This is a genomic window from Bacillus sp. 205(2023) (genome assembly GCF_037027485.1).
GTDB lineage: Bacteria > Bacillota > Bacilli > Bacillales > Bacillaceae > Bacillus > Bacillus halotolerans.
This window is the reverse complement of record NZ_JAXCHF010000016.1, coordinates 1-14,648: the sequence shown is the minus strand read 5'-3', so window position 1 is coordinate 14,648 and position 14,648 is coordinate 1. Positions and strand designations below refer to the sequence as shown.

Below are 14,648 nucleotides of genomic sequence, written 5' to 3'. Positions count from 1 at the left end.
TTTTTTCATATCTATCCGTAGACGAAACCTCCAGTACGCTGTGCAGGAGGCAAATATTAAAATGCAATTTTGATCTTTTGAGAATCACTGATCTTCTTATGGTTTTGGTCAAAAACGTCACTTGTTGTGATTTCAATCCACTTGATCTCTTTTTTCTTCTTCTCAGCTGATGGTTCATCATGGGCATGTCCGCTTGCTGCGTTTACAATAAAGCCGAGATTGCCGGATTTTTCGGCGCCGCCTTCTAATTCACCATTCAACTCTTCAAGGTACATATCTTTATTCCAATCAAAGCTTTCACCTGTATTTGTTTTCATCAATGCAATCGGGGCAAAATTCACTTTCTCGGAAGATGTGTTTTTGATATCAACGAAAACTTTGACGAAATCAAACTCTTCATCGTGTGTTAATACATGAAAATAATCAATCATGCTGTAATCCGGACGTAAGTGGATCAGCTTCATTTCTTTTACTGTTAACTCTACGTTTCCAATCTTATAAGTTTGATTGACTTGTTTGATATCTTTTAAGACGGCTTCACCTTTGTCATCAGAAAACGTTTGATTTACCTTCAGCAATGACCGGTCATCTGTTACCTGTGCATTAGGCTGATACTCATCTATACTGTCCTTTTGAGACGAAGTGCTTTGCGGTGTGGCTTTTGCTGTTTGCTCTCCGGCTGTATTTTGTTTTTCAGAATCGGCGTTTGATGAACAGCCCGCAAGCATGACGATAAAAAATAAAATCGATAGAAACTTTTTCATCATGAGTCCTCCATTAAGAAAAGAGCCCGTTCCTTAAACAAGCAACGGGACACCTTGTATTCTCTTACTTATCCTTGATCTTAATGTTGTATTGTAAAGCGTCGAAAACATTTTTGGCGATTTCAGTATTATCGATTTGGCCGGAAAACTTCTCACTGGACGGTCCGTACGCATAGACAGGAACATCCTCGCCGGTATGTCCGCCTGTTGTCCATCCTGTGTGAGAGCGTTTATTGAAAATCTCCTCAATCGCATTATCGATATCAAGGACTTCCTTCGATTTTGCCGCTTTTTCAACAGATTGAATTTCAGATGCAGTTAAAGCTAATTTCTTTTGATCAATATACGTTTTTAATGTTTTTTCAACATCTGCGCCGCCGGCGATTTTTTCTGCCATGAAGTCAGGCGTGCGTTTTGCCGCTTTAATTGGCTCACTGAACCAGTTGTAAATGCCGTCCGCACCGATGGAGTACCCGCCGGTTGAGTGGTCAGCCGTTGCGACAACCAATGTATGCTTGTCTTTTTTAGCGAAATCGATCGCTGCCTTGTAGGCTTGTTCAAAGTCCTCCATCTCACTCATGGCGCCGACAATATCATTGTCATGCCCCGCCCAGTCAATCTGGCTTCCTTCAACCATGAGGAAGAAACCGTCTTTGTCCTTGCTTAATTTTTTGAGAGCTGTGTTTGTCATGTCTTTTAATGAAGGAATATCCTTCGTGCGGTCGATCTTTTTAGGCAGGCCGCCGTCAGCGAATAGGCCGAGAACTTGGCTGTCCTTGTTTTTCAGCATGTCCTTGCGGTTATCCACATAGCTGTATCCCGCTTTTTTGAATTCCTTTACCAAATTACGGTCCTTGCGGTCAAAATTGCTTTTTCCACCGCCTAGAAGGACATCAATTTTGTGCTTGCCGTTCACCATTTCATCAAAATAGTCGTCTGCAATAGAATTCATGTTTTTCCGGCTGTGATCATGTGAGCCGAAAGAAGCCGGAGTGGCGTGAGTAATCTCTGAAGTGGCGACAAGGCCGGTCGATTTTCCTTTTTCTTTTGCCGCTTCAAGAACTGTTTTGACCTCTGAACCGTCATTATCCACTGCAATTGCATTATTATATGTTTTAACCCCAGCTGACATAGCGGTTGCGGCAGAAGCAGAATCCGTTACATTTTGTTCAGGGTCTTCAGGGTAAGTCGTCTGCTGGCCGACAAGGTACTGGTCAAAAGCTGTAGGCTCAACAACCTTTGTTTTTTTATTATCCTTTAAGTAACGATGAGCGGACGTATAAGACACACCCATCCCATCACCGATCAGGACGATGACATTCTTAATTTCGTTTTGATTCCCCTTTTTCTTTTCCTGGGCGCTGGCTTCAGGTACGCTGCCGCTGACTAGGCTGCTGAGCGCAATAGATGATAACACCGCAATAGGCAGCAGCTTCTTCGGGAATTTTTTCAACTGAATAACCTCCTAAAAATATGATCCTCAATGACAAACCCATTATATTTTTAAAGTGTTAAGCTAGTATTAATCGATTTTAAAGATTGAGTTTACAAGATGATAAGGAGTGAAGAGACAGTGGCGAAAGTGAATATGATGTGCGAATCTGACCGGCTAGTGATGATGTATGTGAATTGAAAGAATTACTCCAATCCCTTGATAAAGAAGAAAGCAGACAAGCTTTTTCATTCTTCCAATTTGCTAGGGATAAAATCTCTCACTGCAATGCATCCGAAGAAGAAAATAGATTTTGAGGTGACAGTATGGAAATAAACGATGTGCTTTACGGCAGGCATCAAATAGACGGAGTACTGGAAGAACTCATAAAAAGCGCACCCGTGCAAAGATTAAAAGGGGTTTATCAAGGCGGCGCCAGCTTTTTAGTCAATCCAAAGTGGAATGTGACCCGGTATGAGCACTCCATTGGCGTTATGCTTCTAATCAAAAGACTGGGGGGAACCATAGAAGAGCAGATCGCAGGTCTTCTCCACGATGTGTCGCACACAGCATTTTCTCATGTAATCGATTTTGTATTTGAAAATGAAGCGGAAGATTATCATGAAAACATTTTTCAACAAGTCATTGGCCAATCCGAGATCCCTGGAATTCTAAAAAAACACGGTTATGATGCCGACGATCTTTTATTAAATGATACAAGATGGACACTGCTCGAACAGCCCGCACCGGAGCTGTGTGCTGATCGCATAGACTACACGCTGCGTGACATGTATCAATATGGACAGATCACGCTCCGCGAAGCAGAAATCTTTTTAGATCGCCTCATTGTGAGAAACGGAAGGGTGTTTCCAGATGGTATCGGAACAGCCGAATGGTTCGTGCGAGTGTATTACAAGGAAGTAATCGATTTCTTTATGAACCCAGTGAATGTATATGGGTATGAATACTTAGCGCGAACGCTGAAGGCTGCGCTGCAGCACAATGTCATCGCCGCCGAAGATTTGCTGAAAACAGACCAAGAGGTGTTAGATATCCTGCATTCATCAGAAAATGAAGAAGTACTGAGACTGCTTGAAAAAATACATCCTCACATACAAGTAAAAGAGGATGACATTCATTACGATTTTCATCGAAAAAAGAAAATGCGTCTCATCGACCCTTCTGTTTTCCATCATAATGAATGGATCACATCCTCATCAGTATCTCAAAACATCAGAAAAATGGGAGAGACCGCTTATCAGAAAGCAAAAAAAGGCGTGTATGTCAAAGTAATCGAAAACTAACCGAAGCCGCGCAACCGCGGCTTTTATCAACCGCGTTTTATTCTGCGGAACACGGGGAATAGGACAAACAGCAGCATATTTTATGAGAATATCAGCGCATTTACATACCGTCCGGGGGTATAGTATTATTGAAAAGATCATGTTTGACAGGCAGATGTGAAGGCCATTCTGTTTCTGCGGATTAAATTCACACCAAAAAATGAAGCAAAGGAGAATGAACATGAAGATTTCGAAAAAGGCACTTGGAATTTTATTGATGTCACTTATTTTTGTTTTATCAGCATGCGGAAATAGCGACAGCAAAAAAGAAAGCACTCATGAAAGTCATTCGGACTCCGGCTCACACGAAGAAATGGATCATTCCGGATCTGCTGAAGTTCCAGAGGGATTAACGGAATCGAAACATCCTAAATATAAAATAGGCAGCCAGGTCATCATCAATGCTTCTCATATGAAAGGTATGAAGGGCGCTGAAGCAACAGTTACAGGCGCATACGACACAACGGCATATGTTGTTTCTTATACACCGACAACCGGAGGACAGCGAGTTGATCATCACAAATGGGTGATCCAAGAAGAGATAAAAGATGCAGGAGATAAACCTCTCAATCCCGGAGATCAGGCGATTTTAGAGGCCTCTCACATGAAAGGCATGAAGGGAGCAACTGCTGAAATCGACTCTGCAGAAAAAACAACGGTATACATGGTGGACTATACATCGACAACAAGCGGAGAAAAAGTAAAAAATCATAAGTGGGTAACTGAAGACGAGCTTTCAGCTAAATAAAGAAAAAATCCTCCCTTTACAAGGAGGATTTTTTTACGGTATGAACAGGTCTTGTTAAAGAAAATAAAGCAAACAGAACGGCGATCACAACAATCGATCCTCCGCACCAAGCTGTTGACACAACAGTCCCCGTCTGATCCAATACAACACCGCCAATGGCCGAACCAAGGGCAATCCCGATTTGCAGCGCAGACGTATTAAAGCTTTGCTGAATGTCAGACGTGTCCGGTGCAATCTCAATTAAATAGCTTTGCTGTGCGGGAGCCAGACTCCAGCTCAGCAATCCCCAAATGACCATAACAGGCAAAAAGAAAATCATAGACGACGTTGACAGCGGCAATAAGAACATAATGATGGCAAAGGAACCGGTCACCAGCAAGATGCTCTTAAAGGAACCGAGCCGGTCAGAAAGCGCTCCTCCAAAAGGACCTCCGCACACGGCAGATATTCCGAAAAGGAAATAGCAAATGCTGACCCAGAAAGAGCTTAGATGGAGAGTCGTCTCTAAAAACGGGGCAAAATAAGCATATAAAGTGTAGTGCCCCGCTAATGTAAACATCGTCACAAGATGCGAGCTGGCGATTTTCGCATTGGCAATTGTCTTGATTTGATCCCGGAATGGAATCATTTTCTCCGTCGGTATCTTCTCAAAAAAGATTGAAATAATCAGCATAGAGACAAGCGCCAGAAGCCCGATGCCAAGGAACAAAATGCGCCATCCGAAGGAATTGCTGATCAATATTCCAAGCGGCACACCTAATGCGATGGCAGAACTGAATCCCATAAAAATAATGCCGATTGCGCGGGCTCTGTATTCAGGCGCCACAATTTTCGGCGCAATTGTCAAGGAAAGGACCACAATCAGCCCTGTGCTCATCGCCGCCAATACCCTTGATACCATCAGCATCGCAAAGTTAGGGCTGAAATAGGCGACAAGGTTACTTAAAAAGAAAACAAATAACGCAATTAAATATAAACGCTTCCGTTCAACCTTCGCGGTCATTGCCAAAAGCAGCGGCCCTGAAACAGCATATCCCAGCGCAAACACACTGATCAGCTGTCCGGCCGAAACAATGGAAATGTGTAAATCATTTGCGATTTGAGGAAGAATCCCACCCACAATTAACTCAACCAATCCGACTGCAATCGTAGAAGCTGCAAGCAGAAAAACTTTAAAATTCATAACAAACTCCTTTACATAAATTTTTTGACAAATAAAAAAATCCTGATTACAAAAAAAGTGATACACAATTTTTGTAATCAGGATTTTACGGTTCCTGGTAGACACCCTCAATCCATATTATTGAGGTTATACAAGTAAAAATAGCTATTTAATTGATGTAGTTTCCGAGGATGAGTTTAACATATTGTGAGCGAATCTTCCATAGAAAAATTTGATAAATAGTTGAACCGAAAAATATGAATATATTTATTTTTATAAAAGTATAGACAATTAAAATTAAATGACTATAATAAATTTTGTAAGCGTTTTAAATAAAAGAGGGGGGTCATCCATTGAAGAAAATTTTACTGGCGTGCAGTTCGGGAATGTCCACCAGTTTGTTGGTGACAAAAATGAATGAATACGCGCAATCCATCGGTGAGGAAGCGGAGATCTGGGCAGTCGGCCAGGATAAAGCGAAAGAAGATATGCAAAAGGCAGATGCGGTTTTAATCGGCCCGCAAATGAGCTTTCTGAAAAGCGAACTGCAAAAAGAAGCCGACCAATACAACATTCGGGTTGAGGTCATTGACATGATGGCTTACGGAATGGCTGATGGCAAAAAAGCTTATGAACAGGCTTTGTCATTAATGGGGCAACAATGATGGAGCAGATAAAAATCACCGATTTAACAGACGAACAAATCAGCTTTCAGCTTATTCTCCACAGCGGCAATGCCCGCAGCTGCATCATTCAATCACTGCGCGCCTACAAGGAAGGAAACAGGGGGGAGGCAGATGCCCTTATTGCCCAGGCTGAGGATGCCCTATCTGCAGCCCATGACATTCACTTTCAAATGATACAGAAAGAATCAGGCGGCGAGGCAGCCAATTTCTCATTGCTGCTTATGCACGCGGAAGATCATCTGATGTCAACATTGACCATGAAAGAATTGGTAAAAGAGCTGCTTGGCATCTTTAAAACAAAGAATATATAAAAATCGGGGTGGATAGGGTGTTCGAGAAAATCAGCCAGTTCCTTGTTCCAATTGCAGGGAGGTTAAATAATAACCGTTATTTGCAGGTGTTGCGCGATGCGTTTATGCTGGCCTTCCCGCTTACGATATTCGGATCCATTTTTGTGGTGTTAACGAACCTGCCGTTTTTAAATAAAATCATGAATGCTTCAATGCTCACATCGTTTCAGTCCAATTTTGGCATTGCGTCTACGGCGACCATGGGGATTATGTCTGTCTTCGTCGTGTTTGGTATAGGCTATTATCTCTCAAAAAGCTATCAGGTCGAAGCTGTGTTTGGCGGTGCGATCGCTTTGGTTTCCTTTTTGCTGCTGACGCCTTTTATCGTTCAGCCGGAAACAGGAGATGCCATAACCGGAGTCATTCCGGTAGACCGCCTCGGTGCCAAAGGAATGTTTCTGGGTATGATCACGGCATTTCTTTCTGGTGAAATCTACAGAAGAATCGTTCAAAAAAACCTGACGATCAAAATGCCTGCCGGGGTTCCGCCGGCTGTAGCAAAATCATTTGCCGCACTTATTCCGGCTTTTATCACATTGACTGTGTTTTTGCTGATTAACGTTCTGGTCACCCAGCTTTTCAAAACCAACATGCATGATGTCATTTATCATGCGATTCAGGCTCCACTTGTCGGACTTGGAAGCGGTATCATTCCGACGCTGATTGCTGTATTTTTTATTCAAATTCTTTGGTTTTTCGGATTGCATGGGCAAATCATTATCAACTCTGTGATGGACCCGATTTGGAATACACTGCAGGTGGAAAACCTGGCAGCCTACACAGCGGGAAAAGAAGTGCCGCACATCATCTCAAAACCGTTTATGGAGATTTATACAGTGGGAATGGGCGGAACCGGGATGACGCTGGCGATTGTATTTACGATTCTTATATTCATGAAAAGCAGGCAGATGAAGCAAGTATCAAAACTCGGCCTTGCTCCAGGGATTTTTAACGTAAACGAACCGATTATCTTCGGACTGCCGATTGTGATGAATCCGATCATCCTTGTGCCTTGGGTTTTGGCGCCGATGGTTGTTACACTCGTCACCTATCTGGCTATGTCCGCCGGACTTGTTCCGCCTCCAACAGGTGTCACGGTCCCATGGACGGTCCCGCTATTTATTAATGGCATCATGGCGACAAACTCAATCATGGGCGGCGTAATGCAGCTTGTCAATCTGATGATTGTCTTTGTGATATGGTTCCCGTTCCTGAAAGCAATGGATAAATTACATTTGGCAAAAGAAAAGGAACAGGCTGTTCAGGAAACAGCACAGCAAAATGATAACAGCATCAAAATGTGACAGAAGGAGAGAGAGAACTTGACTCAAACAGAACAGTATCGTTTTCCGAAAGATTTTTGGTGGGGATCATCCGCTTCAGCGACACAAACGGAGGGGGCCTCCGATCGAGACGGAAAAGGGAAGAATATTTGGGATTACTGGTTTGAAAAAGAGCCTCATCGCTTTTTTGATCATGTAGGACCTGCATCCACATCGCAATTTTACGACAACTATAAAGACGATATCAGGCTGATGAAGGAGCTTGGTCACAACTCGTTCCGCATGTCGATTTCGTGGTCGCGGTTAATACCGGGCGGAACAGGCGAGATCAACCCTAAAGCCGCGGACTTTTATAACAGCGTCATTGATGAGTTCACGGCTAACGGAATAGAACCTTTTGTCAATTTGTTTCATTTCGATATGCCGATGGAACTTCAGAACATCGGCGGCTGGGCAAACAGAGAAACGGTGGACGCTTATGAAAACTATGCAAGAACTTGTTTTCGTTTGTTTGGCGATCGGGTGAAAAAATGGTTCACGCATAACGAGCCGATCGTGCCGGTAGAAGGCGGATACTTATATGATTTTCATTATCCGAACAAGGTAGATTTTAAAGAAGCCGTTCAAGTCGGGTTTCACACGTTGTTATCAAGCGCCCGCGCCATTCAGGCTTACAGAGAGATGAAGCAGGATGGAAAAATCGGCATCATCTTAAATTTGACACCATCCTATCCGAGAAGCAGCCACCCGGCGGATGTAAAAGCGGGAGAAATAGCAGATACGTTCTTTAACCGATCTTTTTTAGACCCTTCTGTAAAAGGCGAGTTTCCAAAGGAACTCATACACATTTTAAAAACTGAAGGCTTTATGCCTGAATACGAGAAAGAGGATCTCGAGATCATTAAACAGCATACGGTTGACTTATTAGGTGTGAACTATTATCAGCCGAGACGTGTAAAAGCAAAAGAGCACCTGCCAAATCCGGAGGCGCCGTTTTTGCCTGACAGGTATTTCGATCCTTACGTCATGCCGGGCCGCAAAATGAATCCTCACCGAGGCTGGGAGATTTACGAAAAAGGCGTTTATGATATCCTGATCAATCTAAAAGAAAATTACGGCAATATCGAGTGCTTTATTTCTGAAAACGGCATGGGGGTTGAAGGGGAAGAGCGTTTCAGAGACGAACAGGGCATCATTCAAGATGACTACCGAATTGAATTTATCAAAGAGCACTTAAAATGGATTCACCGCGCTATACAGGAAGGCTCAAACGCAAAAGGCTATCACTTATGGACGTTTATGGACAATTGGTCATGGACAAATGCTTATAAAAACCGATACGGATTTGTTTCAGTCAATCTGGAGAAAGACGGAGAAAGAACTGTCAAAAAGAGCGGAAAGTGGTTCAAAGAGGTTGCTGAGAAAAATGGTTTTTAGGTTGCTATAGCAAAAAGGTCTTCCGGCGGTCAAGATTCCTAACAGAGACAACAAATAGCCATAACATTGATGAAACAGGAAAAAGGACTTATGATATCCGTAAAGAAGCTTATTCGATATCAAAATTTTCACAGCTGCCGGAGGATACCAATGAATAAATACGAAATCATTGCAAATGAAATGAGAAAACGAATCAAAAATAACGTATATCCCATCGATCAGCCGATTCCCGATGAAGTATCTCTTGCAAAAGAGTTCAATTCAAGCCGCATGACGATGAAAAGAGCTCTTGATAATTTAGTTGCTGAAGGACTGTTATTCAGAAAACGCGGTCACGGAACCTTTATCATCCAGTCTGCGATACAGGATGATCATGTCCATGTCGTCAGCAATGAAATCCTCGGTCTGACCAATTTGTTAAAAGACAAAAAAATCAAAAGCAAGGTCATTCAGTTCGAGGTGCAATTTCCCACTGAGGAAGTGGCTGCCCATTTATCAATCGATCAGAAAACGCCGGTTTATTATGTTGTACGGCTGCGGATTGTGGAAGGCGAGCCATATGTATTGGAAAAAACATATATGCCGACACACTTAATACCCGGCATTAATGATGAGGTGCTGCACCATTCTATTTATGATCACATCACAAACGGGCTTCAGCTAAAAATTGCCGGAACGCACCGGAAAATCAGAGCCTGTAAATCTGATGAGATGGATCAGCAGCATCTGGGCTGCAAACAGGATGATCCCATTCTTGAAGTTGAGCACGTGGGCTTCTTAGATAACGGAATTCCATTTGAATATTCCTTTTCACGTCATCGGCATGACAAATTTGTCGTCACTTCGGTAAATGTAAGGCGCTGATCGCGGAGATAACAAGGAGGCCATCTGCATGCTTGGCGGTATTGAAGCAGGCGGCACAAAATTTGTATGTGCCGTCGGAACAGAAGATGGAACGATCATTGACAGAATAGAGATACCAACAGCGATGCCGGATGAAACGATAGAGAAAGTCATTCAATATTTTCGCCAATTCTCGCTACAGGCAATCGGCATCGGCTCCTTTGGTCCCGTTGATACAGATGTAAACAGTAAAACATACGGAACCATTACTGCCACGCCTAAACCAGGCTGGAGACACTATCCATTTTTGAAAACGATAAAAGAAGAAATGAATATTCCTGCTGGATTCAGTACGGATGTGAACGCTGCGGCCCTCGGTGAATCTCTTTTCGGCGCAGCTAAAGACTTCGACAGCTGCTTATATATCACGGTCGGCACTGGCATTGGTGCAGGCGCGATTATAGAAGGGCGGCTTCTGCAAGGATTGTCACATCCTGAAATGGGCCATATCTATATTCGCCGCCATCCGGATGACACGTATCAAGGAAAGTGCCCTTATCATAAGGATTGCTTCGAGGGTCTGGCTTCCGGTCCTGCTATAGAGGCACGATGGGGAAAAAAGGCCGCAGATTTATCACATGTTAATGAGGTCTGGGAACTTGAAGGATATTACATTGCGCAGGCGCTGGCACAATATATCCTCATCCTGGCACCAAAAAAAATTATTCTTGGCGGCGGCGTCATGAATCAGAGTCAGCTGTTCCCTTATATCTATCAATATGTACCTAAAATAATGAACAGCTACTTTGATTTTTCTGAATTATCAGAAAGTATAAACGAGTATATTGTAGCTCCCCATTTAGGCAGAAATGCCGGAATCATCGGAACATTTGTTTTAGCCGATCAGGCATTAAAAGCAGAAGAAGCATCCGGGGAGGTTCCATCATGAAGCATCCTTTATTTTTAGAGCCGATTTTTAAAGAAAGGATATGGGGCGGCACAGCGCTTCGTGATAGATTCGGCTACAGCATCCCTTCAGAAAAAACTGGCGAATGCTGGGCTGTCTCGGCCCATGCCAATGGATCATCGACTGTTCAAAATGGCCGGTTGGCAGGAAAAACACTGGATCAAGTGTGGCAAGAATGCCAGGAGTTTTTCGGCTTTCCGCAAAGAAGCGTGTTTCCGTTACTGGTGAAAGTACTTGATGCCAACATGGACCTCTCCGTACAAGTGCATCCTGATGATCATTATGCCATGGTGCACGAAAGCGGAGACCTCGGAAAAACAGAGTGCTGGTATATTATTGATTGCAAAGAAGGCGCAGAACTGATTTTGGGACATCACGCAAGCACGAAGGAAGAATTCAAACAGCTTATAGAAAGCGGTGACTGGAACGGGCTGCTTAGGCGCATCAACATAAAGCCAGGAGATTTCTTTTATGTTCCAAGCGGCACGCTGCATGCATTGTGTGAGGGCACCCTCGTCCTTGAAATTCAGCAAAATTCTGATACCACATATCGAGTATACGATTATGAGCGCTGTAATGACCATGGCCAAAAAAGGGATCTCCATATAGAAAAAGCGATGGAAGTCGTAAACATACCGCATGCGGATTCTGAACCAATACCGGCGGTGAAAGAAATGAAGGATGCCGTGATTACGTCTTATGTTCAGTCAGAGTATTTCTCAGTTTACAAATGGAATGTCAGCGGCAAGCCGGTTTTTCCTTCTCCTCAAACCTATTTGCTATGCAGTGTTGTCGAAGGCTCAGGGATAATAGAAAACAACGGTGCGCAGTATGAATGCAATAAAGGCTCACACTTTATTTTGCCTGCCCATTTTGGCGAGTTTTCAATAGAAGGAACTTGCGAGCTGATCATATCTCATCCTTAATAAGAACGGAGGAATTTCTGTGTTAAAGAAACCTAGCATCTGTTTGTTCATCTTATTTTTATTTGCGTCTGCCGTTTTGGCTGAGCCGATTCAAGCACATACTGTGTCACCTGTTAATCCTAAGGCACAGCAGACAACAAAAGATGTGATGAATTGGCTTGCCCACCTGCCGAATCGTTCTGAAAACAGAGTGCTTTCCGGTGCGTTTGGCGGTTACAGTCATGACACATTCTCCATGGCCGAAGCAGAAAGAATCCGAAGTTCAGCCGGACAATCACCTGCCATTTACGGCTGTGATTACGCGAGGGGGTGGCTTGAAACCTCAAGCATTGAAGATTCTATAGACGTAAGCTGCAACAGTGATTTAATTTCGTATTGGAAAAGCGGAGGGATTCCGCAGATCAGTCTGCATCTAGCGAATCCTGCTTATCAGTCAGGACACTATAAAACACCGATTACCAACGATCAGTATAAAAAACTGTTAGACTCCTCTACAACAGAGGGGGAGCGGCTGAACGCCATGCTCAGCAAAATCGCTGACGGACTTCAAGAGCTGGAAAACCAAGGCGTGCCCGTTCTGTTCAGACCGCTGCATGAGATGAACGGCGAGTGGTTTTGGTGGGGGCTTACGTCATATAATCAAAAGGATGATGAAAGAATCTACTTATATAAACAGCTCTACATCAAAATCTATCATTATATGACTGACGAACGAGGATTGGATCATTTATTGTGGGTTTACTCTCCCGACGCTAATCGAGATTTTAAAACAGATTTTTACCCTGGAGCTTCATACGTAGATATAGTTGGGCTAGATGCATACTTTCAAGATCCATATTCGATAAGCGGATATGACCAGCTCACAGCACTTAATAAACCATTTGCCTTCACAGAAGTTGGTCCGCAAACAGCAAACGGCAGCTTTGATTACAGCCTGTTTATGAGTGCGATAAAACAAAAATATCCTAAAACCACTTATTTTCTGGCCTGGAATGATGAATGGAGCCCGGCTGTGAACAAAGGCGCTTCATCTCTCTACAATGATAGCTGGACATTAAATAAGGGAGAAGTATGGAACGGTAATATATTAACACCTATAGTTGAATAAAAAACGTTTTACATTAAGAAAAGGTTCTCAAGGATATCCTTGAGAACCTTTTGCTCATCAGGCGTTCATATCCCCTAAGCCGGGACTATGTTCATTCGGCATTTCCGGAAGAACTGGAACAGGAAATCCAGCCGGAGGTTCAGTTACTTGCAGCTCGCCGCCATTCCTGCTTGGAGATTTCCCTTGAAAGATCTCTGCAATTCTTGTTTCATCTAATCTGAAATTAAACTGTACATTATGGTATCCTAATTCAACATACTTTCTGCACTCTGGATATTTATTAATGTCGTAATTCGGAACTGGAAAAAGCTTAGCCCAGTCAACACCCAATGTCTCAAGCGCTTTAGCAAAAGCATTTTGATGAGCATTGTCACGAACAATAAGAAAAGCGAGTGTTTCCCGGAACGTCTGATTAGAGCTCATTTCATAAATTCTTGTTTTTTGGAGAACGCCAGTAGACTCAAGCAACAAGTTATCCAACAGGTCAGTGATTAAGTTTCCGTGATTATAAACCCAGGATGCGTTCCAAGGATTGCCGCCCGCATCAACCGGGAGTGAACTCTGTGCGCCAATAATGTAATGATGAGGGTTAGCATGTTTAACTGCTTCATCAAGGGGGGCGTGGTCTATACCCTGGCTGCCGACTCCAGCACCGCCTGATTCATCCAACAAGGCATTGATTGTATTTTGCACAAGCTCTACATGGGCAATTTCTTCTAAAAAGATGCCGCGCAGCAAATCACGATATTGTTTCTGCTTTCCTCTGAAATTGGAGCTTTGAAAGAAATATTGCATCATTGTACGCATTTCTCCGTAATGTCCGCCTAATATTTCCTGCAGTACTTTAGCTGCGGCCGGATCTGGCTTATCGGGTTTAATGATATTGATTAGTTCTTCTTTGTAGTAAAACATAACACGCCTCTTTTCTTATTTATTTTGTTTTTTATATCATCTGTACAATCAGATAAACTATACGGACTAACCAACAGCTGAAAAGAAAATGAGAAAAATGAAACAAAAATATAGAAAAGTGTTGACCGATAAAAAAACACATGGTATATTATTAAACGTCGCTGATGAACAGCACAGAACAAAATGAAAAATAAAAAAGTTTTTCGAAGGTGTTTACAAACACTTCAAAATGTGTATAATAGATAAAGTCGAATCAAAAAGATTTGAAAAAAACATTCAAAAAACATCTTGACTTTAACATCAATTGATAGTATGATAGTTAAGTCGCTCGATAAGCGCCCGTAGCTCAATTGGATAGAGCGTTTGACTACGGATCAAAAGGTTAGGGGTTCGACTCCTCTCGGGCGCGCCAATATAATATACATGCGGGTGTAGTTTAGTGGTAAAACCTCAGCCTTCCAAGCTGATGTCGTGAGTTCGATTCTCATCACCCGCTCCATTATTTCTTGAATGATCTTTGAAAACTAAACAAGACAAAACGTACCTGTTAATTCAAGTTTTATTATAAAATCGCACAGCGATGTGCGTAGTCAGTCAAACTACTTTATCGGAGAGTTTGATCCTGGCTCAGGACGAACGCTGGCGGCGTGCCTAATACATGCAAGTCGAGCGGACAGATGGGAGCTT

14 protein-coding genes, 2 tRNA genes, 1 rRNA gene and 1 riboswitch are annotated in these 14,648 nt (G+C 42.9%); of the genes, 13 read left to right on the top strand and 4 right to left on the bottom strand.

Annotation, left to right across the window (positions count from 1 at the left end; genetic code table 11):
• Positions 1-56: 56 nt before the first annotated feature.
• Both WA325_RS20145 and phoB read right to left on the bottom strand, forming a co-directional pair.
• The gene (locus tag WA325_RS20145) at positions 57-764 is read right to left on the bottom strand and encodes a membrane lipoprotein lipid attachment site-containing protein (protein ID WP_336184119.1); all 708 of its coding nucleotides are present in this window, start codon (positions 762-764) and stop codon (positions 57-59) included.
• A 64-nt stretch (positions 765-828) separates the two neighbouring features.
• The gene (gene phoB / locus WA325_RS20140; RefSeq protein ID WP_248339892.1) at positions 829-2,217 is read right to left on the bottom strand and encodes an alkaline phosphatase; all 1,389 of its coding nucleotides are present in this window, start codon (positions 2,215-2,217) and stop codon (positions 829-831) included.
• Between the two features lie 305 nt (positions 2,218-2,522).
• Between phoB and WA325_RS20135 the strand changes: the two genes are divergently transcribed.
• Positions 2,523-3,500 carry an HD domain-containing protein gene (locus WA325_RS20135; protein WP_248339891.1) on the top strand — a complete coding sequence of 326 codons (978 nt, stop codon included), beginning with the start codon at positions 2,523-2,525 and terminating at the stop codon, positions 3,498-3,500.
• Between the two features lie 220 nt (positions 3,501-3,720).
• Positions 3,721-4,287 (top strand): YdhK family protein, encoded by a 567-nt coding sequence (locus WA325_RS20130; protein WP_044161583.1) that lies wholly within the window; start codon positions 3,721-3,723, stop codon positions 4,285-4,287.
• A gap of 16 nt (positions 4,288-4,303) precedes the next feature.
• Here WA325_RS20130 and pbuE read toward each other — a convergent pair whose 3' ends face one another.
• Entirely contained in the window at positions 4,304-5,470 is a 1,167-nt protein-coding gene (pbuE, locus tag WA325_RS20125) for a purine transporter PbuE (protein WP_105955092.1), read from the bottom strand.
• 54 nt (positions 5,471-5,524) lie between these two features.
• Positions 5,525-5,624, bottom strand: a riboswitch (purine riboswitch).
• Positions 5,625-5,802: 178 nt separating this feature from the next.
• Between pbuE and WA325_RS20120 the strand changes: the two genes are divergently transcribed.
• The 8 genes from WA325_RS20120 (at position 5,803) to WA325_RS20085 (ending at position 13,049) form a co-directional block, all read left to right on the top strand.
• Positions 5,803-6,114: a PTS sugar transporter subunit IIB gene (locus tag WA325_RS20120; RefSeq protein ID WP_336184118.1), complete on the top strand. Its 312-nt coding sequence runs from the start codon at positions 5,803-5,805 to the stop codon at positions 6,112-6,114.
• Positions 6,114-6,446, top strand: a complete 333-nt coding sequence (locus WA325_RS20115) for a PTS lactose/cellobiose transporter subunit IIA (RefSeq protein WP_105955091.1) — start codon at positions 6,114-6,116, stop codon at positions 6,444-6,446. The genes WA325_RS20120 and WA325_RS20115 overlap by 1 nt, the downstream gene beginning before the upstream one ends.
• 17 nt (positions 6,447-6,463) lie before the next feature.
• Positions 6,464-7,789: a PTS cellobiose transporter subunit IIC gene (gene celB, locus WA325_RS20110; protein ID WP_202853879.1), complete on the top strand. Its 1,326-nt coding sequence runs from the start codon at positions 6,464-6,466 to the stop codon at positions 7,787-7,789.
• An 18-nt stretch (positions 7,790-7,807) separates the two neighbouring features.
• Positions 7,808-9,205: a glycoside hydrolase family 1 protein gene (locus WA325_RS20105; RefSeq protein ID WP_336184117.1), complete on the top strand. Its 1,398-nt coding sequence runs from the start codon at positions 7,808-7,810 to the stop codon at positions 9,203-9,205.
• Positions 9,206-9,355: 150 nt separating this feature from the next.
• Positions 9,356-10,069 carry a transcriptional regulator GmuR gene (gene gmuR / locus WA325_RS20100; protein ID WP_202853881.1) on the top strand — a complete coding sequence of 238 codons (714 nt, stop codon included), beginning with the start codon at positions 9,356-9,358 and terminating at the stop codon, positions 10,067-10,069.
• A 28-nt stretch (positions 10,070-10,097) separates the two neighbouring features.
• Positions 10,098-10,997 (top strand): ROK family protein, encoded by a 900-nt coding sequence (locus WA325_RS20095; protein ID WP_336184116.1) that lies wholly within the window; start codon positions 10,098-10,100, stop codon positions 10,995-10,997.
• Complete coding sequence (gene manA / locus WA325_RS20090; RefSeq protein WP_336184115.1) at positions 10,994-11,941, top strand: mannose-6-phosphate isomerase, class I; 948 nt, start codon at positions 10,994-10,996, stop codon at positions 11,939-11,941. The genes WA325_RS20095 and manA overlap by 4 nt, the downstream gene beginning before the upstream one ends.
• A 19-nt stretch (positions 11,942-11,960) precedes the next feature.
• The gene (locus tag WA325_RS20085) at positions 11,961-13,049 is read left to right on the top strand and encodes a glycoside hydrolase family 26 protein (protein WP_336184114.1); all 1,089 of its coding nucleotides are present in this window, start codon (positions 11,961-11,963) and stop codon (positions 13,047-13,049) included.
• A gap of 57 nt (positions 13,050-13,106) precedes the next feature.
• Here the strand turns inward: WA325_RS20085 and WA325_RS20080 are convergent, their stop codons facing one another.
• Complete coding sequence (locus WA325_RS20080) at positions 13,107-13,961, bottom strand: manganese catalase family protein (protein ID WP_024120402.1); 855 nt, start codon at positions 13,959-13,961, stop codon at positions 13,107-13,109.
• A 335-nt stretch (positions 13,962-14,296) separates the two neighbouring features.
• Here WA325_RS20080 and WA325_RS20075 point away from each other — a divergent pair.
• From WA325_RS20075 to WA325_RS20065, 3 genes are all read left to right on the top strand, one after another.
• Positions 14,297-14,373: transfer RNA gene (locus WA325_RS20075), tRNA-Arg, on the top strand.
• A 13-nt stretch (positions 14,374-14,386) separates the two neighbouring features.
• Positions 14,387-14,460 (top strand) — tRNA-Gly (locus WA325_RS20070).
• A gap of 105 nt (positions 14,461-14,565) precedes the next feature.
• Positions 14,566-14,648: ribosomal RNA gene (locus WA325_RS20065) — 16S ribosomal RNA — on the top strand; the annotation flags it as partial.